The sequence below is a fragment of the Mesorhizobium sp. P2_F8 genome, assembly GCF_056403655.1.
The window spans coordinates 218480-240808 of the sequence record NZ_JBFUFB010000001.1; the positions used below are offsets into that span (position 1 = coordinate 218480).

Here is a 22329-nt window from a genome sequence, read left to right on the forward strand (position 1 = left end):
ATCTGCGCCTTCGACGGCAATGGCAAACTCTATTGTGGTAAACGCTCAGAACAGGAAATGCTTCCCTTGGACCCCTGCCCTTCGCCAAATTTCAGGCCCATGCGGTTGGACCGCAACCGAAACCTCGCTGGACAACGAATGTTTTGCGCCGCTTGCCCACAAGCACCGTGAAGCCCGGCAGGTTGGTGAGTGCGCGATGTTCGATCTGGCTCGATCGGTTGGTTTGTCTACGCCATCATAGCCGCGCAGTACGAAAGCGAAGGGCTCCGATCTTTGTACTAAAGCCTTTACCCGCCTTTTTGAAATTGTCCTCAACGCGGCCCGCGCCTTTCAGGACGGGAACACCAATTTCCAGTCCTGCTTCATGTCCACGACGGTCCAGCGTTCCTTCATCGCTTCGTCCCAAGCTTTGTCGAGCTTTCCGACTGAGGATTTGCGATCGTACGCATATTCACGATCGGCGTCGGTATGATGCAGGATCCCCATGAAGCGCGCGCCGCTTCCAGCGGCGGTCCATTGCAACATCTCCAGATCGCCGTCGGAATTCCCGAACGCAAAGATGGGTCGGCGGCCTATGAACTTGTTGATGCCGACAGGTTTGCCCGGTCCGTCGTCGACGAAATCGATCTTGGCTTCCTTGATCAAGGCCGGCTTGCCGTCGGCACCCACCACGTATTTGGTTGCTCCCGATGACCCGACGACCCTCTCCGGCGGGATGCCGTAGACGGCTTCCATCCAGGGGCGCATGAAATCGATACCGCCGCCCGACACCACAAATATCTTGAAGTCGTTTTGCCGCAAGAACTCCAGCAATTCCAACATCGGCTGGTAAACAAGTTCGGTATAGGCACGATGGTAGCGGGGATGACGCGCCGTCCTGGTCCAGTTGATGACCGCGCTGTTGAATTCGTCGGTTGTCATGCCGGCGTGCGTCACAGCCAGGATCTTGAATATTCCCTGCTCGCCCGAGCGAACCAGACCTGACACGTCGTTTGACAGGACAGATTTGAACGGTTCCTGCGTCTGCCACTCCGGATGGGTTGGGGCGAGCTGCTTCACCTGGTCCAATGCGAAGGCGAGTTGCGAGTAGATCGGCTGTTCGCACCAGAGCGTTCCGTCATTGTCGAAAACAGCGATACGCTCGTTGGCCATGACGAAATCCTGGCCGTCCGGCGTCGTGACCTTTGCAACGAAGTCCATGATCGAAGCTTTGGCAGGTCCCTCATGCCACGAAGCGAGAGGCGCAGCTTGAGCACGCGCGGACACGATGCTGGAAAGCGGCAGGCTGGTGGCCAGCATGCCGGCGAGCACCATGCGTCTGTCCACGACCGGACTCATCTATCGAACCACGACTTCGACGTACACGCCGCCTGTTCTTGTATAATGGATCCTGGATAGGGCGCCGGACGAATAACGCCCTTGGAAATAGGATATCTTGGCATCGCGAACTCCAACGGTTGGTGTGTCGCGCCGGCACGGACTTCAACCTGCGAAGTCGATGACTGCGGTTGGATGCGCTGGTTGATGAGGGATGCAGGCCGCGGAGAGGCCCCATTCGATTGACCGAGCGCGTCAGGCAGTCAGAATAGGAGCTGGCCTTGCAGGCACAAGACTTGGCGGCCGCACATACCGATACGAAACGGTAACAGCCCACCGATTGAACCGATGGGGGCGCCGCTGGAGCTTATGCCGGTCCCTTGGTAGCAGCCAAATCGCGCCGTCGAACGCCAAGGCGGTGACGCTTGCAGGCCCCGGATAGAACCCGGCTGTAACAGTAAAGTGCTGGCGCGCCTCCCCTCACTGTGACGATGCTTGCTGGAATGCTTCCGTACGAGGTCATTCATTCGGTTTGAAACATATGGCCATGCCTTCCGAAACCGCCCACGACCGTCGGGGCTTGCTAAGGCTCATGTTGAAGATGCCGGCCTTGCGCGGCACGCTTCAAATCCTCAGCGCGACGAATTCCGATCTGCTCGGCCTGTGCGGCGCCTACGAGGATGCCAGCACGGCCCTTGAGCGCTTGAGAAAGGAAAGAGGAAACGCGAACCGCGCCGCGATTGCTGAATACGAAGAGCTTTGCACCGATCTGGAGACCGACATTATCCGCATGTGCCAGTGACACCCGGCGGCACGTGAGCGTGTCCGGCCTTTGTAACTGTAACGTACTTCGCTTTCCAGCATTCCGATTCAATTGTGCGACGCGCCGAAAGCTTCGGGCGCGCAGCAGAGGGTCGTGACCAGGGATGTTCATGGGACGCGTTCGCCCTGGCGTAGGTGCATTCCCGCTGACTGGCACCTTCCGCCCTCAGGGGCCTGAAGCAGCAGCTCCACCGTCCGCCTCAAAGTCTGTTTCGGTACCCCTTGTCAGCGGCGCCGAGGCCCAGGAGGCCAAGGATACTTCGGGGACGAACCCTGCCGTGCTGACAAGGACCCTGTCATTCTCGAACGAGTATCGATTCCTGCCGGGGGACGAGTACTACGATATTACGAATGTCCGTTACACCGAGCCGTTTTTCGACGGAAAGGCTTCGTCTCGTCTGACCTTGCCGCTCGATGCAACCAATCTGACTGGCGACGACGAATTCGGCCTCGGCGACATTGCCGCGAAGTTCAGTTGGATCCCCTATTTGAGCAGGCGACAGGCATTTATTCTCAGCACCGAGATTTATGCGCCGACCGCCTCCGAGGATGTGCTTGGCACCGGCAAATGGGTCGCCGCGCCCGGGCTGACCTGGGCCTATTTTGCCAGTCCGGAGGTCATCATCGCCCCCGCCTACATCCAAAATTTTTCATTCGCCGGCGACGGCGACCGAGCCAATGTCAATCGCGGCGATTTCGATCTCTACGTCGTCTACAAACCTCACGCCAAACGCTGGTGGCTCACATCCGACTTGACCGCAAGTTACGATTTCGAAGCCGAGACAGCACCCATGTCCTGGGAGGTTGCCTTGGGCTTCAATCTGGGCAAACTGGCAAACGGCGGCGCCATCAATGGCTACATCAGGCCAGGTATCGGCATCGGCAACGACCGGCCCTACGACTACAACATGGAGGTCGGCGTTTCGTTGGTCAGTTTTTAGCGACCAATGAGACCTTGGTACAGAGAGGGAGACGATGACTGAATCAAGATCATCTGCCTGGCTATTTACCGCGACAGCTGTTCTTGTGGCATTCGCTCCCACAGGACAAGCAAATGCCACAGAGGCCGTTGCCGGACGCTATATCCCCGGCGCCCTCGCGGGTCCCGGTGCGGGTATTGTGCCGCCCACGCCGGGCGCCGGCTATTGGGCAATGTCCAACATCTACTACCATGGCGAAGCAGATGGCCAGGTTCCATTCGGCAAAGGCTCGGTCGCGGTGGGTCTCACCGGCGATATTTATGCCGCCATTCTGGCAGGGGTTTACGTGCCCGAGTTGCACCTGCCAGGCAACTGGACCTACGCCGTCCAGCTTGCCGTCCCCCTGGGCTGGACCGGGGCCACTGCCGCGGTCGGCCCGCTGGGGGCGGATCAGCATGTCACCGGGCTCGGCGACATCGCTTTCGCGCCGCTCGTGTTTGGGTGGCACAACGATGCCATGAACACCTGGCTGTCGGCATCCCTGACGATCACCGCACCGACCGGCGAATGGAAGGAAGGGGACCTTGCCTTCATCGGCCTCAACTACTGGACGTTCACGCCGGCGATCGGATTCACCTATCTCATCCCGCAACACGGGCTGGACCTTTCCGCCAAATTCGGCGTGGACATCAACACCACGAACCCGGACACCGATTACTACAGCGGTGCGATGGCCCACCTCGATCTTTCGGTCACAAAGGCCGTAACGGAGAACCTGTCCGTGGGGGCGATCGCGGGCTTCCTGGACCAAATCGAAGACGATCGGGGCGCGTTCGCCGACACCCACGATGGATTCAGGGGCCGCTCGATCGCGCTCGGGCCGCTGGTCAAATACAAGGCCAAGTTCGGAGAGAAAACCGAGGTCGATTTCACCTTGAGATGGGCCCACGAGGTCGAGGTCGAAAACCGCATGAAGGGCGACGCTGTGTTCTTCGACGTTTCCGGCAAGTTTTGAGCGGCGGGACAAACCAAGTGCTGATGCGCAAGCGGGTTGGCAAGATTGTCGCGGCTTTGTACCTGCTCACGCTGACGGCGTGCGGAGGGGGACCGGAAGGCGTTTTGGCACCGGTAGCCGTTAATATGCGGTCAGCGTCGGCATCTGACGTAACGATGTTGGTGGCGACCAGCCGCAAACCGTCGGGCGATCCTGCAACGCTGTTCACGGGCGAGCGCAGCCCGACTCTTTCCTTGACCGACCTGACCATTTCAATTCCGCCGGACCGTGCATCCGGCACGGTCGAGTGGCCGAAAAAACTGCCGCCGAATCCCCAAAAGGAGTTTGCTGTCGTCGCCGCGAAGAACCTTTCGATCCCGCAGGCCGGCGACTGGCTGCACTCTCACAATCCGAGCGGCCATGTGCTCGTCTTCGTCCATGGCTTCAACAACCGCTATGAGGATTCTGTTTTTCGCTTCGCCCAATTTGTCCATGACTCGGGGGCGAAGGTCACGCCCATCCTTTTCACCTGGCCATCGCGCGCCAGCGTCCTCGACTACAATTACGACAAGGAAAGCACCAACTTTTCCCGCACCGCCTTCGAACGAACATTGAAGGCTTTGGCCAATGATCGCACCGTCACGGACATTACCGTCATGGCCCATTCGATGGGAACCTGGCTCGCCATGGAGGGGCTGAGGCAAATGGCCCTGCAGGACGGCCAGGTCTCTCCCAAGATCAGGAATGTAATTCTTGCATCTCCCGACCTTGATGTGGATGTCTTCGGGCGGCAGTGGACAGAACTCGGGCCCAAGAAGCCGAAATTCACCATCATGATCTCGCGCGACGACCGGGCGCTTGCGATCTCGCGCCTGATTTCAGGCGACGTCGACCGCGTTGGCCAGATTGATCCGTCAAAAGAGCCGTACAAGTCGAAGCTGCAAGCGGCGGGAATAACAGTCATCGACCTGACCAATGTGAAGACTGACGACCGCCTGAACCACAGCAAGTTTGCCGAGAGTCCTGAAATCGTGGCGTTGCTGGGATCTCAATTGGCCTCCGGCCAGATCCTGACCGACTCGAGAACAGGCCTTGGCGACGGGCTGGGGATGATGATTGCGGGCACGGTGGGGACGGTCGGCAAGGTCGCGGCAACGACGGTCACCGCTCCCATTGCGATGATGGAGGGAAAGGGGAAAACCCCGGCACCCGATCAGCTCGGAACGATCCTGAAGGCCGATCCGACGGCGGAGTGATCGGAGGCTCTGCCTGAACAATCAGAAATCCAGCAGTTCGGCCCTTCCCGCACATATCGTTACCGTAACGTACTTCGAAATCCTGCGCCGCGACCCGAGAGTGCTGGTCGACTTCGACACTGCCCCGTTCGCAGGACCCTGCAATGAGCGTTGCACCCGTAACCGGTAAATCCGGCTCCGATAGCATCTCCGTCGAGCTGTCGTCACGCCGAACCGGCATGTCGTTCCAGCGCACCCGCATGAGCGCCGATCGCACGCTGATGTCGGTGATCCGCACCGCGCTTTCCCTGATCAGCTTTGGCTTCACCATCTTCCAGGTGTTCCAGAAGCTGCGGGACGCAGGCACGCTCGCGCACGCTGCCGCACCGCGCAATTTCGGGGTGACGCTGGTGTTGCTCGGCATCCTGATGCTGGTCGTCGGCATCATCTATCACGTGCTTTTCATGGCCGGATTGCGCCGCGAACGCGATGCGATGCGCGATGCCGGTCTGATCCATGCCCAAAGCGGATATCCCGTCTCATTCACGCTGATAACGGCAGTGATCCTGTTGCTGATCGGTCTCGTCGCCATCAGCAGCATGGTTTTCAACGTCGGTCCGTTCACGGACGCCTCAGCGGCATGAGAAAGGATGGACAACCTTGAGATGGAAACTCCCCGCATCATCGCGCTGCGAACCGCGCTTCGTGAACTGCACAAGGCGCAGGACAGCGCAATCGCCGAACTCGCAGATGAAAACAGCGCCGAGAACCGTAAGGCTCTCCACGACATTGCCGACACTTTGAAAACACTCCGATCAATCCAGAAGGAAGAGCAGGGCATCGTCACGCGGATTTTGAAATGGCTGCACGTGATCCCGTGAAAAGGCGCTTCAGCCATTCGCGATCATGCCACTGAGACAGCGGTAACCAAGGAGAAACAGGATGGCGAAATCACCAAAGACCGGCAAGCCGAACATCCTCGTCATATGGGGCGACGATATCGGCACGGCCAATCTGAGTTGCTACACGCACGGATTGATGGGCTACAAGACGCCCAACATCGACCGCCTCGCCAAGGAAGGCTTGATGTTCACCGACGCCTATGGCGAACAGTCCTGCACCGCCGGTCGCTCGTCCTTCATCACCGGGCAGAGCGTCTATCGCACAGGTCTTTCAAAAGTCGGCCTGCCGGGCGCCGATGTCGGCCTGCAGGCCGAAGATCCGACTATTGCGGAAGTTCTCAAGCCGCTCGGCTATGCAACGGGGCAGTTCGGCAAGAACCATCTGGGCGACATGAACAAATATCTGCCGACAGCGCATGGCTTCGACGAATTCTTCGGCAATCTCTACCACCTCAACGCCGAGGAAGATCCGGAAGATCCGAACTATCCGAAGGACCCGCGGTTCAAGGAAAAATTCGGCCCGCGCGGCTTGCTGCATTGCTGGGCGACGGACAAGGACGACCCCACCGAGCAACCGCGCTGGGGCCGCATCGGCAAGCAGAAAATCACTGATACCGGTCCACTGACGCGCAAACGCATGGAGACCGTCGACGACGAAATCGCGGCCAAGGCGAAGGACTTCATCAAACGCCAGAATGATGCCGGCAAGCCGTTTTTCATGTGGCTCAACTTCACCCACATGCATCTTCGCACCCACACCAAGCCCGAGAGCCTGGGGCAGGCAGGGCCAGACCAGTCGCCCTATCACGACACGATGATCGACCACGACAAGAACGTCGGAGAAATGCTCGACTATCTCGACGAGCTCGGCATCGCCGACGACACCTTCGTCATGTACTCGACCGACAACGGCCCACATATGAACTCATGGCCGGATGCCGGCATGACGATGTTCCGCTCGGAGAAGGACACCAATTGGGAAGGCGCCTTCCGCGTGCCGCTCATCGTTCGCTGGCCCGGCAAGGTTCCGGCAGGCGAGGTGACCAACGACATTGTCCAGCACCACGACTGGCTGCCGACCTTCTGCGCGATCGCCGGCGATGCCGACATCCCGAACAAGCTGCTCAAGGGCCACAAGGCCGGCGACAAGACGTTCAAAGTCCATATCGATGGTTACAACCTTTTCGATTTCCTGACGAAGAAAGGCGTGGAGAGCCCGCGCCATGGCCTCGTCTATTTCGACGACGACGGCAGCCTCGTGGCAGTGCGCTTCAAGAACTGGAAGGTCGTGTTCATGGAACAGCGGACCGAAGGCACGTTGCGCCTGTGGATGGATCCGCTGGTCGTCCTGCGCTGTCCCAAACTTTTCAACCTGAGGACAGATCCGTATGAGCGGGCGGACGTTACCTCGAACACTTACTTCGATTGGTACATGTCCAAGGGCTACATGATTATGGCGGCGCAAGCGGTCGTCCAGCCGTTCCTTGCATCGTTCAAGGACTACCCTCCACGCCAGAAAGCGGCGAGCTTCACGCTTGACCAGGCGCTCGCGAAGATGGCGGAGAGCTTCAACAGCGGGCACTAAAGCATGTGCTCCGGCGGCAGGCGCACGCCTGCCGCCGGCGTCTGCCGAACCGCGGAATCACAGACGGAGAACGCCATGACCTTCAGACATCTGCTCGCAGGCGCTTTCGCTTTCGGTCTTTCAATGTCCGTGACCGATCCCAGCGCCGCGAAGGTGTGGACTTCGGAGCAACTCGCCGCGCGCACGATCGAACGCCGTGCCGTCGAGGCGGTCATCTGGGGCATTCCGGCCGTCAATTACGACCTGATGCTGCAGGAAACGCTCAACAAGGCCAAAGGCAAGGTCAACCAGATCGTCTATTGGTCCCGCCTGCCGGATTGGAAGAACCAGACGCTCACACCGAACCCGGATTCCATCTACCTGATGCCCTTCATCGATACCAAGGACGTTGGCCCGGTCGTCCTCGAAATCCCGCCTGCAGACGGCGGCTCGATAACCGGCAGCATCGACGATGCCTGGCAGGCGGCTCTCGAAGATGTCGGACCGGCCGGCGTCGACAAGGGCAAGGGCGGCAAATACCTGATCCTGCCGCCGGGCTACAAGGACAAGGCGCCCGACGGCTACATCGCGCTGCCATCGAACACCTACCAGAGCTATGCGCTGCTTCGCTCCATCCTAAAAAGCGGCAGCGCAGCCGATGTCGCAAAGGCGGTCGAATACGGGAAGCGGGTCAAGCTTTACCCGCTCTCGGAGGCTGGCAATCCACCGCCGACCACATTCGTCGATGCGATCGACGTCGTCTTCGATGCCACGATCCCCTATGACATCGACTTCTACAAGTCGCTCGACCGCATGGTGCAATACGAGCCGTGGCTGGAGCGAGACAAGGCGATGATCGACATGCTCAAGTCGATTGGCATCGAAAAAGGCAAGCCGTTCGCGCCCGACGCCGGGACCCAAACGGCCCTGAGGGCAGCGGCACAGGAAGCCCACGCCTATCTCGACATGCGCTACGAGCAGTTGTTCGGGGCCACCTACTACGACAGCGCCCACTGGGCGGTGCCTGCCACGCCCGCCGTCATCGAAGGCATGTCGACACAATTTGCCAAGCCGGGCGACTATCCTACGGAGGGGCGCGGAGTGGCCTACTCGATGGGATTCTTCAGCGCCAAGCATTTGGGCGCCGGCCAGTTTTACCTGATGACGTTCAGGGACGCGGGCGGCAAGCAGTTCGATGGCGCCAGAACCTATCGCCTTACCGTGCCGGCGAAGGCGCCGGTGAGCCAGTACTGGTCGGCGACCGCCTACGACCGGGCGACTCACGCGCTGATCCGTGACCAGAAGTGGTCGAGCCGTTCGTCGCAGAACACGGACATCCAGAAAAACGCCGATGGCTCGGTGGACGTGTTCTTCGGCCCGAAGGCTCCGAAGGGCAAGGAATCGAATTGGGTGCCCACCAGCCCCAAAGGAAAATTCGAAGTCCTCTTCCGCCTCTACGGTCCGGAAAAACCGCTGTTCGACAAGACATGGATGCTGCCGGATATCGAGAAGACAAAGTGAGGACACTCACATGAAAATACGGGCTTTCACAATTGCCACGGCACTCTCGTTCGCCGCGCTTGGTTCCTTAGCGGGCTTGCAAGCCCGAGCAGCGGATGCCGTACCGGTCACCGTCGACAATTTCGTTCGCGCCGAAACCGATCTCTATTTCGGCAGTGCGATCAAGGACGCAGGTGGGATAGGCAAGTTCCTGCATCGCCGCGAGCCGATGCAGATCGAGCATCAGGCCGTTGTTCGCGCGAATCGCGATACGCTTTATTCGTCCGCCGTTTTCGACCTCGACGCCGGTCCCGTGACGATCACATTGCCCGACGCCGGAGACCGGTTCATGTCGCTGATGATCGTCAACGAGGATCACTATGTGCCGCAAGTCGTCTATGGGGGCGGTAGCTATAAGCTCGACAAGGAGACGGTCGGCACGCGCTATGTGCTTGCCGGTATCCGCACGTTGGTCGATCCAGCCAATCCCGACGACGTGACGAAAGTGCATGCCCTGCAGGATGCGATAAAGGCCGAGCAGGCCAATGCCGGCAGCTTCGAAAGCCCGGCGTGGGATCAGGCGAGCCAGAAGAAGGTGCGCGATGCACTGCTGGTTCTTGCCACCACGATGCCAGACTTCAAGGGTGCATTCGGCAAGAAGGGAGACGTCGACCCTGTCCGCCACCTCGTTGGCAGTGCGGCAGCATGGGGTGGCAATCCGGACAAGGATGCCACCTATCTCAACATCACCCCGGCCAACAATGACGGCACAACCGTCTACAAACTTGACGTCAAGGATGTGCCCGTCGACGGCTTCTGGTCGGTGAGCCTCTACAATGCCGAAGGCTATTACGAGAAGAACCAGTACAACGCCTACTCGCTGAACAACCTCACGGCCAAGAAGGGCGACGACGGCACAATCTCTGTCCAGTTCGGCAGTTGTGACGGCAAGATCGCCAATTGCCTGCCGATCATGAAGGGCTGGAATTACACCGTGCGGCTCTACCGCCCGCGAGCCGAGATTTTGGACGGGAAGTGGACATTCCCGGAGCCGAAGGCGGCCAAATAACAATCCTGCGATCTTCGGCGCCGTCACAAATACCGGCTGAACCAGGAGGGAAGGATGACGCGTCAAACTGCTCCACTCGCGAAAGCCCCGGTCAGATCGTCTGAAGCGGATGCTGCCGGGTTGAACCCGCAACCCTTGCCGCCCTCGCCGAACTGGGCGGCGGCGATGCCCTCCGGCCCTGACGCGCGGGTGAAAATCACCGAGCAGTACGCGCGAACCGTCGCGCGGGACGCCTTTCTCTGGGCTTGGCCCCTGGTCAATGTCATGAACCGCCGCGCGATAAATGCAGAGATCCCGCAGCCGCTGATCTCAGGCGGCGCTCCGGCCGCGCCACTCAACCGGCTATCGATGATTACGGACTACATAGCGCCCGACGAGCGGTTGGTAGCCTGCCCGAACCAGGATGTCGTCTATGGCGGCGGGCCGCTGGCGCTGGATCTTTCACCGGCGGTGATACAGGTGCCAGATTTCGGCAATCGCTTCTGGGTCTACCAGATCGTCAATTCACGAACCGACAGCTTCGCAAGCCTGGGCAAGATGTATGCGAGCCAGCCCGGCTTCTACTTGTTCGTCGGCCCGGGCTGGCAGGGTGAGGTACCCAAGGGCATCGCGAAGGTGTTTCGATGCACCACGACGACCGGCTACGTGATCCCTCGTGTGTTCATGGACGACACCATTGAGGACCGGGCAGCGATTCAGCCGGTCATCAACCAGATAAACATCTACCCGCTCAGCGAATTCGACGGCACCATGAAAACTGTCGACTGGAAAGGCATTCCGCATGTCGATGCCGAGGGTGGCGATAAGGAAACGCCATGGGTACCGCCGGCAACGTTCTTCGACGCATTGCCCGGTGCGCTCGCCGATGCTCCTCCGCTTCCCGGCGAAGAGGCTCGCTACGCCCAGGTCCTGGCGGTGCTGCAGGCGGCAAAGGTCGACGCGGGTCTGCGAAAGGCGATGGACGATGAGGCGGCCAGGGCCGATACCGAGCTTGTCGCTCCCCTGTTCGAATTCCGCAACTGGGGGGTCCAACTCCCGTTCAATTGGTCGACGACATCCAACAACGCAGCATTCGGCACGGACTATTTTACGCGGACTGCCGTCGCGAAATCCAACATCTTCGTCAATGCACCGAACGAGACGAAGTATTATTATCAAGACCTCGATGCGGACGGCCGACGTCTGAACGGAAGCAAAAAGTATACTGTAACTTTTCCGAAGGACCAAACGCCGCCCGTGAGGGGCTTTTGGTCGCTGACGCTCTACAACGAACACCATTTCTTTGCGCCGAACGTTATCAAGCGATACTCGGTCGGCACGAAGAACGCGGATCTCAGGCTTGCCGCCGACGGGTCCTTGACGATCATCGTTCAATCCGATGCGCCCTCGGACCCTGTGCAGCGGGCCAATTGGCTTCCTGCGCCGAAAGGTGCCGACTTCTCGCTCTTCCTGCGCGCCTATTGGCCAAAAACCGCGGTCATCGATGGCTCCTGGACGCCGCCACCAGTGGAACGGCAGTAGAGGCGACAACAGGACACCAAGAGGAGGAGAGCAATGACACGTTCATTCAAGGGCAAGATCGCGCTCGACGTTCGCGATTCCAAGGCGGATTGGGACGCCTTCCTCGACAATCGGGCACCCAAGGATGCCCCCAACGTCCTCGTCATCCTCTACGACGACACCGGCCAGGCAGCCTGGTCGCCCTATGGCGGACGCATCGAGATGCCGACGCTCGACCGGCTGGCGAAGAACGGGCTCACCTACACGCAGTGGCACACGACTGCCGTCTGTTCGCCGACACGCTCTTGCTTCCTGACTGGCCGCAACCACCATGCCAACGGCTTTGGCACCATCTCGGAAGCTGCCACGGGTTTCCCCGGCTACAACGGGCATATCCCGCTGGAAAACGGCACGATCGCCAGCATCCTGCGCGACGCGGGCTGGAGCACCTTCTGGATCGGCAAGAACCACAACGTGCCGGTCGACGCCTTCGGGATGAGCGCCTCGAAGAAGAAGTGGCCGCTCGGCCTCGGCTATGACCGCTTCTACGGCTTCATCGGCGGCGAGACGAACCAATGGTATCCCGAACTGATCGAGGACAACCACTTCGTCGACCAGCCCAGCCAGCCAGAAGACGGATACCATTTTTCGAAGGATATCGCCGACAAGGCTATCGGATTCATCCGTGACTCCCGCCAGGCCGACCCAGGGAAGCCCTGGTACATGTGGTACTGCCCCGGCGCGAACCATGCGCCACATCACGCGCCGCAAGACTTCATCGACAAGTACAAGGGCAGGTTCGACGACGGCTACGAGGCCTACCGCAAGTGGGTTCTGAAGCGGATGATCGAGCGCGGTATCCTGCCGGCCGACACGGAGCTGACGCCCATCAATCCGATGCCACCGGAGATCGCCGCCGAGGGCGACATGGTGCGGCCCTGGAACACTCTCAATGCCGACGAGAAGCGCCTGTTCAGCCGCATGGCCGAAGTCTATGCCGCCTTTTCGGAATACACCGACGTCCAGATCGGCCGGCTGGTCGACTACCTCGAGGAATCGGGACAGCTCGACAACACGCTGATTTTCTACTGCGCCGATAACGGCGCCTCGGGTGAAGGCAGCCCCAGCGGCTCCGTCAACGAAAACCTGTTCTTCAACGGCTTCCCGGATGATGTGAACCGCAACCTTGCCATGATCGACAAGCTGGGATCGCCCGACACCTACAACCACTATCCTACCGGCTGGGCGACAGCTTTCTCGACGCCATACAAGATGTTCAAGCGCTATGCCTCGTACGCCGGCGGCACCTGCGATCCGCTGGTCATCCATTGGCCAAAGGGGATCAAGGCCAAAGGCGAAATGCGCCACCAGTACCATCATTGCACCGACATCGTACCGACGATCCTGGAAGCCTGCGGCGTGAAGATGCCCGACGCGATCGACGGCGTAAAACAGTCGCCTTTGGCCGGCGTTTCGATGGCCTACACCTTCGATGACGCCAAGGCGCCGACCACCAAGGAGACCCAGTACTATGAGATGTGCGGCACTCGCGGCATCTGGTCGAAAGGCTGGAAGGCCGCCGCCGTCCACGCGCCGCTTCCTTCGGACCAGGGCCATTTCGACAAGGACGTCTGGCAACTCTTCCACACCGACGCAGATCGCTCGGAGGCCCGCGACCTGGCTGCCCAGCATCCCGAAAAGCTGAAGGAACTGACCGACCTCTGGCTATCGGAGGCCAACAAGAACAACGTGCTGCCGCTCATAGATCTCGGCGTGGCGGCCATGCACGCCGCCGAATACCACGCGCCAAAACGGAACCGATACGTCTATTATCCGGGCACGACCGAGGTGCCCGAGGCAGCGGCGGCTCCTACGCTTGCCGTGTCGTTCAAGATACTGGCCGAGGTCGAGTTCACCGGCAACAGTCAGGGCGTGATCGTGGCGCAAGGCTCGCGCTTCGGCGGCTATTCGCTATTCGTCAAGGGTGGCAAGCTGTTCTATGTCTACAACTTCCTCGGCATCCCGCCCGAGCAGCGGCTGGTTGTCGAAGCGCCCAAGCTGGGCAAGCACATTGTCGGCGTCGAGTTCGTCAAGGAACGGATCACCAAACAGCTGGAGACCCTGGGCCAGATGACGCTCTACGTCGATGAGGAACCGGTCGCGCACGCGGCCTTCCGCACCCAGACGGGCCGTTACATCCTCTGCGGCGAGGGGCTTTGCGTCGGCTACGATGGCGGCGATGCCGTCAGCAGCGAATACAAGCCGCAGTTCCCGTTCGCAAACGGGCGGGTGGTCAAGGTCGTCTTCGACGTCGCCGATGACGTGTATCTCGATCTGGAGCGGAAGTTCGCCGCCGCGATGGCCCGGGACTGAGGGAGCACGATGACGATCGCGCAGCTCATTCCCATGGCCATCAACCTCTCGATGGGGCTGATGGTGTTCGCGCTTGGGCTCCAGGCAAGCTGGCGGGATGCGGCATACTTGTTGCGGCAGCCGGGGCTTTTTGCCAGATCCCTGCTTTCCATGAACGTCATCATGGTTTTGCTGGCGATCGCGATGGATGCGTTGTTTGCCCTCAACCCGGCAGTCAAGCTCGCCCTGGTGGCGCTCGCTTTGTCGCCGGTGCCACCGGTCCTTCCCGGCAAACAAACCAAGGCCGGCGGCTCGGTTTCCTACACGGCCAGCCTGCTCGTTACCATGGCGGCGCTTTCCGTCGTCATCGTGCCGTTGGGTATCGCCCTCATCGGCCGCACATTCGGGTTCGGGATCGCCGTGCCGGCCAGCCAGATCGTATCGATCGTGGCGACAGGCATTGTCCTGCCGCTCATCATCGGGCTGCTCGTCCGCCAGTTCGCTCCCGCCCTCGCATCCCGCCTCGCGCGCCCGCTGTCTCTATTTGCAACGATCCTGCTGGTCGCGGCCTTCATTCCGGTGCTCATCAGGATCTGGCCGGCCATGGCGGCGATGATCGGCAATGGATCACTTGCCGCGCTGGCTTTCTTTGTCGTGGTTGGCGTCCTGGTCGGTCACGGTCTTGGGGGTCCGGAGGCCGACAACAGAACCGTGCTGGCCCTCGCCACCGCAACGCGTCATCCTGGCGTGGCCATCGCGATCGCCCACGCAACCTTTCCCGACGAGAAGGCCGCCATGGCCGTGGTACTCTGGCATCTGATCGGTAGCGCGATCCTATGCATTCCCTACGTGAACTGGCGCAAGCGCGTCCGCGCAGCAACGCAGTCAAAGACCGCATTGTGACGGAACTGTTGAGAATTTGCCGGAAAAGCCGGATGATTGAATGATTGCGATGCTTCTTCGTCGCCGCCGGCAATTGTCCGGGATCGACGCCTGGAGGCATCTTCTGGTCGCCGCGGTGACGGGAGCGGACGAACGAGGCGAGTTCATTCAGGAGAAGCCCAAATCCGGCAGCCCTGCCGCCGGCACAATCGACAGCCGCGGCCTGTCCGTGACGACGGCGCAAGGAGGTTGACGGATGGACGAAATCGCAAGAGCTGATGACCTGCTGGTCGAAAAACGGGAGGCGATCCCGCAGTCTGTCAATTCACCGACCGACGGCATGATCTGGATACCAGGCGGCTCGTTTCTGATGGGCTCCGACAAATTCTATCCCGAGGAGGCGCCGGCCCATCGCGTGAAAGTCGACGGTTTCTGGATGGACCGATTTACCGTGACCAATGGCGATTTCGAAAAATTCGTCGCCGCGACGGGCTACGTCACGCTGGCCGAAAAGCCGGCCAACCCGGACAATTACCCAGGCGCATTGCCGGACATGCTTTCGCCGTCCTCGACCATGTTCAAGAAGCCGGCCGGACCGGTCGACATGCGCAACCACTACAACTGGTGGGTCTATGTGCACGGCGCCAACTGGCGCCATCCGAGAGGCCCCGCCAGCTCGATCAAGAAGCTGGCCGATCACCCGGTGGTGCATGTCGCCCATGAGGATGTCGAGGCTTATGCGCGTTGGGCAGGCAAGGAGTTGCCGACCGAAGCCGAATGGGAGTTTGCGGCGCGCGGCGGCCTCGAAGGCGCCGACTACGTGTGGGGCGATGAACTCACGCCCGGTGGACAGCACATGGCCAATACCTGGCAGGGCGAGTTTCCTTATCGCAACTCGCTGGACGATGGTTACGAATACACGGCGCCGGTGGGCTCGTTCCCGCCCAATGGCTACGGTCTTTTCGACATGGCCGGCAACGTCTGGCAGTGGACGACGGACTGGTATCAGGAGCACGGCAGGATCGACAGCCCGTGCTGCACGGCGGAAAACCCGCGCGGCGCCCCGCGCGAGGCAAGCTACGACCCGCGCCAACCGGACGTGAAAATCCCGCGCAAGGTGACCAAGGGCGGTTCGCATCTCTGCGCGCCAAACTATTGCCGGCGCTATCGTCCCGCGGCACGCATGGCACAGCCCGTCGACACGTCGATTTCCCATCTTGGTTTCCGCTGCATTGTCCGCATCACCAGGGACGGCAACCCATGATCGTTGCACAATGGCTGAACCAGCTGGCTGAACTCAGCGCCCCGATCATCGATCTTCTGGCCCTGGTCCTGATCCTGGCAGGGACGCTCGAGGCCTTCGTAAACGGTGTCAGGGTGATGCTCAGCCATCCGGACGGGCACTACGCCATTCGCGCGGTGTGGATGCGTCATGCCAGATGGCTGATCGCCGGCCTTACATTCCAACTTGCGGCCGATATCGTCGAGACCTCCGTCGCGCCGAGTTGGGACGACGTAGGCCGCCTGGCGGCGATTGCCGTGATCCGGACGTTCCTCAATTTCTTCCTGGAGCGAGATCAACGGGAGGCTCGCGAACTCCAGCAGGAGAGTGAAGCCAGAAAGATGGCAATGACCTAGAGCGGTTCAAACGCCGAACCGCTCTATCTCTTTGTTTTGACGCAATTCCGGACGGAAACCGTTTCACACTTGTCCTGGAATTGCTCTAATGCATGTCGCCCAAAAGCGGCCCGGTTTGGGGCAACGACATGCAAGGCGCGTCGCCGGAATCCGTTTCAACGCAGCGCGCTTTAGACGGCCATAAGCCCTACTGGAGGCGAAGGCCGGCGAGTTGGAGGCCTTGTGCAAGCTCCGTGGTCAACTGCGGATCAAGGTGACGGCGAGACATATCGGAATGGAAATTCTGCTCGAAATCGGGGCGCTCTCTGCGTATGTCGGAGATGATTGCGGATGCATCTCCCTCTCGCCCCAAGCGTCCCAACGTTGCCGTCAACAACAGGTCGGTGAGATAGCATCCGTTGGCCTCGCGCTTCAGGCGGAGCAACACGTCACCCAGTTGTCCCTGGCGATAGGCGTCGAACGCCAGCGTCCACTCAGCGTCCGGTAGCGGCAACCCGTCGACCTTCAGGGCCTCGTTTGCAAGCCTTATCCCCTCGTCTCGCTCGCCGGTGGCGTAGAGAATCCGGGCGAATGTAGCTGCTACCTTGGTGTTGTAAGGGTTGAGCGTAATTGCCCTGCGCCCCGCGGACACCGCTGCTTCGACGTGGCCTGCCCGAAACTCCGCCATCATCTTGGCGGTGAAGCTGCGGGAGGATTCCGGGGCCAGCGCTACTGCACTATCGGCATGTTCGTGAGCGGCCGCAGTCAGGTCGGTCGACGCATCTGGCTGATCGATCGACAGGAGTATCGGGACCAGCATCGCATGCGCATCGGCATCGTACGGGCGCTGCCGCAACGTCCGCTCGAGGCATTGCCTCGCTTGCTCCAAGACTTGCGGCGTCTGCATCCCCAACGCGCGGTTGGCCCGCAGAACGCAACCATTGCCCAGCGTAGGATGTTCCAGGTCCCGGTTAGCCTCGACGGTGTTGATCGCGCCATCCAACGAGGCGATGCGTGCAGCCAGCCGGGAAACCAGCAATTCGGCCGGGTCGGCCGACGAGGCGGTATCGACGTGAACGCGCTCTTTCTCGGATTGAATCGCTTCCCCTGTCTGCTGGTCGACGACCTGCCACCAGACCGACTTCTGGACCGAATCCGAACTGTACTTCAGGATCAGTCGATAACGGCTAAGAGGCAAGGCAGCGGGGGTGCCTTCGGCGGTACTTGACGTGTAGGCGTCGGGCGCTGAAAGCCTTAGCGTACTGAAGTCTGAAAGCGCGCTCATCAGCAAGTCACGCAGGGCGATTGCTTCGTGATCGTTGACACCGTCCAATTGCAGATCGACGGCGACCGACGGCCTTTCCGAAATGGTCATGGTGTTCAGACCACTGAGCAGATTATAGCCAAAAAACAGCGCGACGCAGGACAAGGCCACTCCAGCCAGGCCCGTCCTTCTTAGGGCGACGATGGCTTTTCGCCTCATCATTCGACGTTGATCTGATCTGGTCGCGACAACCCGGGGACGAGATTGCGCGCGACCAAGGTGATCGCTCCCCTCAGGGTCCTCCCGGATGTGCCGGGAAAACACTGGCACATACCTGCCTTTCGGGAGTTCGATGCTGATCTCTCGGTCCGACCCGTATAGTTCATAGTAGCGGGCGAGAGCCGCTCGAAGCCGGGTTGCTTCGATTCGGACGATCGGATCGGTCGAAGCGTCGAAGGACGGCGGACGGCCGAAGACGTCAACGGCTATGGAGTATGCCTTGAGCGCGCTCTCGCGTCCGGCGAAAAGCTCTTCGGAAACAAAGCGCAAGAACTTTCTGTTGCGCTCGGAACATTGAAACTGAGGGTCTGAAAGGATCGCTTCGAGCTCTTCGTGAGCCTGCGTATAAGAGACTGCTAAATATCGACCCGAATCGATATCACCTTCGTGGTTGGCTTCCACTGCACGCTCCTCGGATCTTTTTGACAGCTCGCGTGCTGCATTCCAGCGTCTCAGGCTAAACCGCTGCTGTTGTTGACGCTATGCAGTTTGTGCCAGCGGTGATCGGGTAGACGGCGAATAGGCGACTTGGCTGCCTCTTTTCGCTGAAAAACGTCAAGTTTCGGCATATTGTGATTTTCCCGTTATTTTGAGAAGCAAGAAGCCACCCTTCGTTTGGCAGGATCGTTGGCAAGTACATTCGATTCTAAACTTAACCATCGGTAATTTTTCACGGTACGCTTGCGCCGCGAGCTGCTATACTTATAGCGTGGGGGGAGGGTCTCGCGGATCATCCCATGGTCAATGACGCTTCTGAGGAGAGGCAGCCTGGCGATTGCAGCGGTCAGTCTTTGCCTGCCAGTTCGGCTGGTCGGATGAATTCCGTTGCGCTCAACGTCCACACCGTCAAGCTTCAGACCGCGGAAGATCTTCGAGAGGCGGTGCGTGGTGCGGATTTGAAGATCGTCCAATTGGCGCCGGGCATATTTGACGGCCATTTGATGCATGCGCAGATCGGTGCGCTGTCTCTGAGCACTGGCGATTTTGGACCGGATATCCGCGCACGTGGCGTGATGAATCAGCACTTGGTGACAATCGGCATGATGCTGGAGAGCAGCGGTGCGGTCTCGCAATGGGACTACGACGTCGTTCCTGGCGACGTCATCGTGTTTCCCAAATCGGTCGAGCAGGAGGGGCGCTTTACCGGTCACTCCCGCTACGCCACAATCACACTCAGCGAAGACGCACTTGCTGCCTTCGCGGCAGGTGAGCCGGTTCTGCAGGACCCGCAGTTCTGGACCAAGATCTCGAGGTTCCACCGGTCACCGTCCCTGCGGGCATCTGCTCGCCGTGAGATTGGGGAAATGGTTTCGCAATTGCGTGAGGGTTTAGTCCCTGACGATGAAGCAGGGATACGCTATTTCCAGCGATCTCTTGTCGAAGCCTTCATCACAGGCATCGTCGATGAGGTGTCGAACGAGAGCGACGAACGGCATTGCTCTGGCGCGAAATTGGTCCGCGATGTCGAGGATTTTGTCGACAGCATCGAAATCGATCGTCCGGTGCATATCTCGGAATTGTGCTCGTCTCTCATGGTATCACGGCGCACTCTCCACCGTGCCTTTCAGCATACCCTGGGGATAGGTCCGGTCGCCTACCTGCGCCTGAGGCGCCTATCGGACGTTCATCGCGTGCTAAGCAGCGCGAACCCGACCTGTGTCGGCGTTACGCAAGCTGCCCTTGATCAAGGGTTCACCGATCTCGGGAGGTTTGCGGCGTTCTACAAAAGGATTTTTGGCGAGGTCCCTTCAGAGACACGCTTCAAAGCGACAAGCCCGCTTGGTCGCCGGTCACGCTCACGGCGCGGTACGGCCTTTCCGCCTGTCCAAGATCAGGCTGCTCCGGGATTAGATGTCAGTGGCTTTGGGACGGCCTTAATGCCGTTTTCCTGAAATGCCTGGTGCACGGCGATCAAAGCGGCGCGGCGGATCATGAAGTGTCTGCCCGCTTTCGCCTTGAATTTGGCCCGGATGACCAGCGTGCCGTCCTCGACTTCGCCAATTCCCTGGCTCTTGAACGGCTCGAGCATATCTGCGGCAAGTTCCGGGTTGGCTGACATATCCTGGCCGATCTTCTTGAAAATCTTGCGGACTTTTTCGACATCGGTGTCGAATGCAACGCGAAAGGTCAGTTTCTCGATCATCCAGTCGCGGCTGAAATTCTGAATCTTGCCAATCTCGCCATAGGGGATTGTCGCCAAGGCACCGCGCTGATGGCGCAGGGAAACCGACCGGACCGAGATTTTTTCCACGGTCCCCTTGGCGCCCGACGTTTCGATATATTCGCCGAAGCGGAATGCATCGTCGATCAGGAAAAACAGCCCGGAGACCAGGTCCTTCACCAGCGTCTGCGAGCCGAAGCCGATGGCCAGCCCGAACACGCTCAAGCCGGCGATCAGCGGCCAGACATTGACCCCGATCGACACCAGGATCGAGAGCAGCGCCAAGGCCACAATGCTCGATTTGCCGACCGCGCTGATCAGCGGCACCAGCGTGCCCAGCCGTGAACGCGGCGCACCCAGCGCCTCCTCGTCACCACCTACGGTGGGCAACTCCGCGCGCAAGGCGCGAACCGACACTGCGCCGACCACGTTCCACAGAAACGCCGCCACCAACATGATCAGCGCCACACCGGATGCGCCCTTGACGACCTCTCGCAGATCTATGCCGAACCCGGCAGCCAGCGGTGTCGCCCACAGCGTTCCCAGCATGGCAATCATGATAGCCACAACGGTGAAGCGGGCGGTCTGTCGCCCTGCCGCTGCCAAGATCGAGATGTCAGGAGACTCCAATCCGCGTTGCGCCCAGTTCCCGATCATTGCGTCGAGATGTGGTGCGGCGAGAAATATCAACCCGGTCAGCAGAACGGCCGACCCACGAAGCGATGCTCCCATGGTTAGCGCGGCCTGAGTGGTGAGAAAGGTGATTATCAGGAACGCGATCACGATTGCCGGCCACACTTTGGCGAGACGGGTGCGCCAGCGGCTTCTGGGGCGCGGACCGGCGACGGCGACTGCCATTGTGCGTCTGTGCCGCCATACGGCCCATCCAAACAGAACGTAGATCGGAATTCCCAAGCTTGTTCGCAGCAGATCCCCCAAGGCGGGTCCGACGGTCCAGAGCCGCAACGTCGCGATCAGTGTTGTGCCGATGATCGCCAAGCCAATGGCAAGCGAGAGGTCGCGCACGAGCGCCGCCAGATGGGCAGAGCGCTCCTCCGCGACCTCGGTTCGCCGCGATGCCATCAACAGTGATCTGACGGCGGCGAGGATGATGAAGCCGAGCACGGTCACCACCGTCCAAAGGTGAAGGGTTTGCAAAGGCACGCCAGACCCGGCCAGCAGCCGCGCAGCAATGAAGCCGATCACCAGCGCCACGACAATAGCCGCCACGCCCGCGAAGAATCTGCGCGATGCACCACTTGCGGCACTCGCCTTCGCGAACCGCCGGGCGAGCAGGATGTACACGCCGGCGACGAGCGCAACAACCAACACAATCTCGAACAGGAGCCCAAGGAGAGATGTTCCCCCGGCTGCAAGCGAGGTCCTCAGATTTTCAAACTCGACGGGAACGTCGCCCAAAGCGGAAACCCGCGCGTACAGTCCGGAGACGAAACGATCGGCGAGCTGTTCGAAGCCCGAGATCAACGAAGTAACGTCCGTATCCGCTGTCTTGTCCACGATTTCCCCCTCTTCAGCGCCTCGGAAGCCAGTTCCGGCAGTCAAGGCCGCTGTCTCGCTATCCAGCACCCGACCGTCGCACAATTCAAGCTTCTTTTCTGTCCGGACCTGTTGCCCGCGCGCGGGGTCCGAGCGCACTGAACTTGTCGCCCCAGAGCGCAACGACCGCGCCTATGAGATAGGCCTGATTGGAGATGTCTATCAGGCGTTTACAGTGGCTTTCTTCTGGCTCGATTCTTAGAAAACCAACATCTCATTCAGCTCTCGATTTGACGCCTCGCCGTAAGCAAGTATGCAAACGACAATGGCCCATTCGACGGGTGTGTTTCATCGTAGCGGAGCGGGCGTGTTGAGAGAAGTTTGGGCGACATTCCATCGCTGACTGAGAGGCAGCGCCGCGAGGAAGCGCTGAATGGCTCACGTCTTCGGCGAT

19 protein-coding genes are annotated in these 22329 nt (G+C 60.1%); 16 read left to right on the top strand and 3 right to left on the bottom strand.

The window, feature by feature from the left end; all coding sequences use genetic code 11:
- Positions 1–330 precede the first annotated feature (330 nt).
- Positions 331–1314: an HAD family hydrolase gene (locus AC1DZP_RS01045; protein WP_477300179.1), complete on the bottom strand. Its 984-nt coding sequence runs from the start codon at positions 1312–1314 to the stop codon at positions 331–333.
- A gap of 544 nt (positions 1315–1858) precedes the next feature.
- Here AC1DZP_RS01045 and AC1DZP_RS01050 point away from each other — a divergent pair.
- The 15 genes from AC1DZP_RS01050 to AC1DZP_RS01120 all read left to right on the top strand — a co-directional run bounded on the left by AC1DZP_RS01050 (position 1859) and on the right by AC1DZP_RS01120 (position 16695).
- Positions 1859–2119 carry a hypothetical protein gene (locus tag AC1DZP_RS01050; protein ID WP_095089145.1) on the top strand — a complete coding sequence of 87 codons (261 nt, stop codon included), beginning with the start codon at positions 1859–1861 and terminating at the stop codon, positions 2117–2119.
- 298 nt (positions 2120–2417) lie between these two features.
- Positions 2418–3080: a transporter family protein gene (locus tag AC1DZP_RS01055; RefSeq protein ID WP_477299855.1), complete on the top strand. Its 663-nt coding sequence runs from the start codon at positions 2418–2420 to the stop codon at positions 3078–3080.
- 211 nt (positions 3081–3291) lie between these two features.
- Positions 3292–4074, top strand: coding sequence for a SphA family protein (locus AC1DZP_RS01060; protein ID WP_477299856.1), 783 nt, complete (start codon positions 3292–3294; stop codon positions 4072–4074).
- 23 nt (positions 4075–4097) lie between these two features.
- Positions 4098–5309 carry an alpha/beta hydrolase gene (locus AC1DZP_RS01065; RefSeq protein ID WP_477300180.1) on the top strand — a complete coding sequence of 404 codons (1212 nt, stop codon included), beginning with the start codon at positions 4098–4100 and terminating at the stop codon, positions 5307–5309.
- A gap of 143 nt (positions 5310–5452) precedes the next feature.
- The gene (locus tag AC1DZP_RS01070) at positions 5453–5932 is read left to right on the top strand and encodes a YidH family protein (protein WP_477299857.1); all 480 of its coding nucleotides are present in this window, start codon (positions 5453–5455) and stop codon (positions 5930–5932) included.
- A gap of 6 nt (positions 5933–5938) precedes the next feature.
- Positions 5939–6169, top strand: a complete 231-nt coding sequence (locus AC1DZP_RS01075; protein ID WP_457153601.1) for a hypothetical protein — start codon at positions 5939–5941, stop codon at positions 6167–6169.
- A 61-nt stretch (positions 6170–6230) separates the two neighbouring features.
- Entirely contained in the window at positions 6231–7775 is a 1545-nt protein-coding gene (locus AC1DZP_RS01080) for an arylsulfatase (protein WP_457153600.1), read from the top strand.
- Between the two features lie 75 nt (positions 7776–7850).
- Positions 7851–9275 carry a DUF1254 domain-containing protein gene (locus AC1DZP_RS01085; protein ID WP_477228341.1) on the top strand — a complete coding sequence of 475 codons (1425 nt, stop codon included), beginning with the start codon at positions 7851–7853 and terminating at the stop codon, positions 9273–9275.
- Positions 9276–9285: 10 nt separating this feature from the next.
- Positions 9286–10323 carry a DUF1254 domain-containing protein gene (locus AC1DZP_RS01090; protein WP_457154905.1) on the top strand — a complete coding sequence of 346 codons (1038 nt, stop codon included), beginning with the start codon at positions 9286–9288 and terminating at the stop codon, positions 10321–10323.
- 54 nt (positions 10324–10377) lie between these two features.
- A complete protein-coding gene (locus tag AC1DZP_RS01095; protein ID WP_477299858.1) occupies positions 10378–11844 on the top strand; it encodes a DUF1254 domain-containing protein in 1467 nt (488 codons plus the stop codon).
- Positions 11845–11877: 33 nt separating this feature from the next.
- Complete coding sequence (locus tag AC1DZP_RS01100) at positions 11878–14196, top strand: arylsulfatase (RefSeq protein WP_477299859.1); 2319 nt, start codon at positions 11878–11880, stop codon at positions 14194–14196.
- A gap of 9 nt (positions 14197–14205) precedes the next feature.
- Complete coding sequence (locus tag AC1DZP_RS01105) at positions 14206–15078, top strand: bile acid:sodium symporter family protein (protein WP_457154495.1); 873 nt, start codon at positions 14206–14208, stop codon at positions 15076–15078.
- Between the two features lie 40 nt (positions 15079–15118).
- A complete protein-coding gene (locus tag AC1DZP_RS01110) occupies positions 15119–15310 on the top strand; it encodes a hypothetical protein (protein WP_457154496.1) in 192 nt (63 codons plus the stop codon).
- An 87-nt stretch (positions 15311–15397) separates the two neighbouring features.
- On the top strand, positions 15398–16321 hold the full coding sequence (locus AC1DZP_RS01115; RefSeq protein WP_457154497.1) for a formylglycine-generating enzyme family protein: 924 nt from the start codon (positions 15398–15400) through the stop codon (positions 16319–16321).
- Positions 16318–16695, top strand: a complete 378-nt coding sequence (locus AC1DZP_RS01120) for a DUF1622 domain-containing protein (protein WP_477299860.1) — start codon at positions 16318–16320, stop codon at positions 16693–16695. The genes AC1DZP_RS01115 and AC1DZP_RS01120 overlap by 4 nt, the downstream gene beginning before the upstream one ends.
- 187 nt (positions 16696–16882) lie before the next feature.
- Here the strand turns inward: AC1DZP_RS01120 and AC1DZP_RS01125 are convergent, their stop codons facing one another.
- Positions 16883–18619 (bottom strand): tetratricopeptide repeat protein, encoded by a 1737-nt coding sequence (locus AC1DZP_RS01125; RefSeq protein ID WP_477299861.1) that lies wholly within the window; start codon positions 18617–18619, stop codon positions 16883–16885.
- A gap of 335 nt (positions 18620–18954) precedes the next feature.
- On the opposite strand from AC1DZP_RS01125, the gene AC1DZP_RS01130 reads away from it, so the two are divergent.
- On the top strand, positions 18955–20109 hold the full coding sequence (locus AC1DZP_RS01130; RefSeq protein ID WP_477228336.1) for a helix-turn-helix domain-containing protein: 1155 nt from the start codon (positions 18955–18957) through the stop codon (positions 20107–20109).
- Here AC1DZP_RS01130 and AC1DZP_RS01135 read toward each other — a convergent pair.
- Complete coding sequence (locus AC1DZP_RS01135; RefSeq protein ID WP_477299862.1) at positions 20049–22058, bottom strand: mechanosensitive ion channel domain-containing protein; 2010 nt, start codon at positions 22056–22058, stop codon at positions 20049–20051. The genes AC1DZP_RS01130 and AC1DZP_RS01135 overlap by 61 nt on opposite strands.
- Between the last annotated feature and the right edge of the window lie 271 nt (positions 22059–22329).

Bases quoted from the DNA above. Each gene is read 5' to 3' on its own strand.
- AC1DZP_RS01045 (WP_477300179.1), bottom strand. From the start codon at position 1,314: ATGGTGCTCGCCGGCATGCTGGCCACCAGCCTGCCGCTTTCCAGCATC.
- AC1DZP_RS01050 (WP_095089145.1), top strand. From the start codon at position 1,859: ATGGCCATGCCTTCCGAAACCGCCCACGACCGTCGGGGCTTGCTAAGG.
- AC1DZP_RS01060 (WP_477299856.1), top strand. From the start codon at position 3,292: ATGTCCAACATCTACTACCATGGCGAAGCAGATGGCCAGGTTCCATTC.
- AC1DZP_RS01065 (WP_477300180.1), top strand. From the start codon at position 4,098: ATGCGCAAGCGGGTTGGCAAGATTGTCGCGGCTTTGTACCTGCTCACG.
- AC1DZP_RS01070 (WP_477299857.1), top strand. From the start codon at position 5,453: ATGAGCGTTGCACCCGTAACCGGTAAATCCGGCTCCGATAGCATCTCC.
- AC1DZP_RS01075 (WP_457153601.1), top strand. From the start codon at position 5,939: ATGGACAACCTTGAGATGGAAACTCCCCGCATCATCGCGCTGCGAACC.
- AC1DZP_RS01080 (WP_457153600.1), top strand. From the start codon at position 6,231: ATGGCGAAATCACCAAAGACCGGCAAGCCGAACATCCTCGTCATATGG.
- AC1DZP_RS01085 (WP_477228341.1), top strand. From the start codon at position 7,851: ATGACCTTCAGACATCTGCTCGCAGGCGCTTTCGCTTTCGGTCTTTCA.
- AC1DZP_RS01090 (WP_457154905.1), top strand. From the start codon at position 9,286: ATGAAAATACGGGCTTTCACAATTGCCACGGCACTCTCGTTCGCCGCG.
- AC1DZP_RS01095 (WP_477299858.1), top strand. From the start codon at position 10,378: ATGACGCGTCAAACTGCTCCACTCGCGAAAGCCCCGGTCAGATCGTCT.
- AC1DZP_RS01100 (WP_477299859.1), top strand. From the start codon at position 11,878: ATGACACGTTCATTCAAGGGCAAGATCGCGCTCGACGTTCGCGATTCC.
- AC1DZP_RS01105 (WP_457154495.1), top strand. From the start codon at position 14,206: ATGACGATCGCGCAGCTCATTCCCATGGCCATCAACCTCTCGATGGGG.
- AC1DZP_RS01110 (WP_457154496.1), top strand. From the start codon at position 15,119: ATGATTGCGATGCTTCTTCGTCGCCGCCGGCAATTGTCCGGGATCGAC.
- AC1DZP_RS01115 (WP_457154497.1), top strand. From the start codon at position 15,398: ATGATCTGGATACCAGGCGGCTCGTTTCTGATGGGCTCCGACAAATTC.
- AC1DZP_RS01120 (WP_477299860.1), top strand. From the start codon at position 16,318: ATGATCGTTGCACAATGGCTGAACCAGCTGGCTGAACTCAGCGCCCCG.
- AC1DZP_RS01130 (WP_477228336.1), top strand. From the start codon at position 18,955: ATGGTCAATGACGCTTCTGAGGAGAGGCAGCCTGGCGATTGCAGCGGT.